This is a genomic window from Allobaculum fili (genome assembly GCF_020969955.1).
Classification (GTDB): Bacteria; Bacillota_I; Bacilli_A; order Erysipelotrichales; family Erysipelotrichaceae; genus Allobaculum; species Allobaculum fili.
The window spans coordinates 1-212 of sequence record NZ_JAHDSX010000197.1; the positions used below are offsets into that span (position 1 = coordinate 1).

A 212-nucleotide genomic window follows, 5' to 3' on the forward strand; every position below is an offset into this window, starting at 1 on the left:
GTTCGACTTGCATGTATTAGGCATGCCGCCAGCGTTCATCCTGAGCCAGGATCAAACTCTCCATTTGATATTGACTCAAACGCTTATGCGTTTAATGTTTCGTGAATAAATGATTGTTCGAGTACTTATTGTGATTTTAAGAATCGACGTTGTGTATTTCGAATTTCTTGATCTGTCTGTAAAGTTTTCAAAGAGCCATCTGTTTGTGAGAA

At 38.2% G+C, this 212-nt stretch carries 1 rRNA gene; it reads right to left on the reverse strand.

Annotation, left to right across the window (positions count from 1 at the left end):
• Positions 1-67: ribosomal RNA gene (locus Afil_RS11710) — 16S ribosomal RNA — on the reverse strand; the annotation flags it as partial.
• Positions 68-212: the final 145 nt, after the last annotated feature.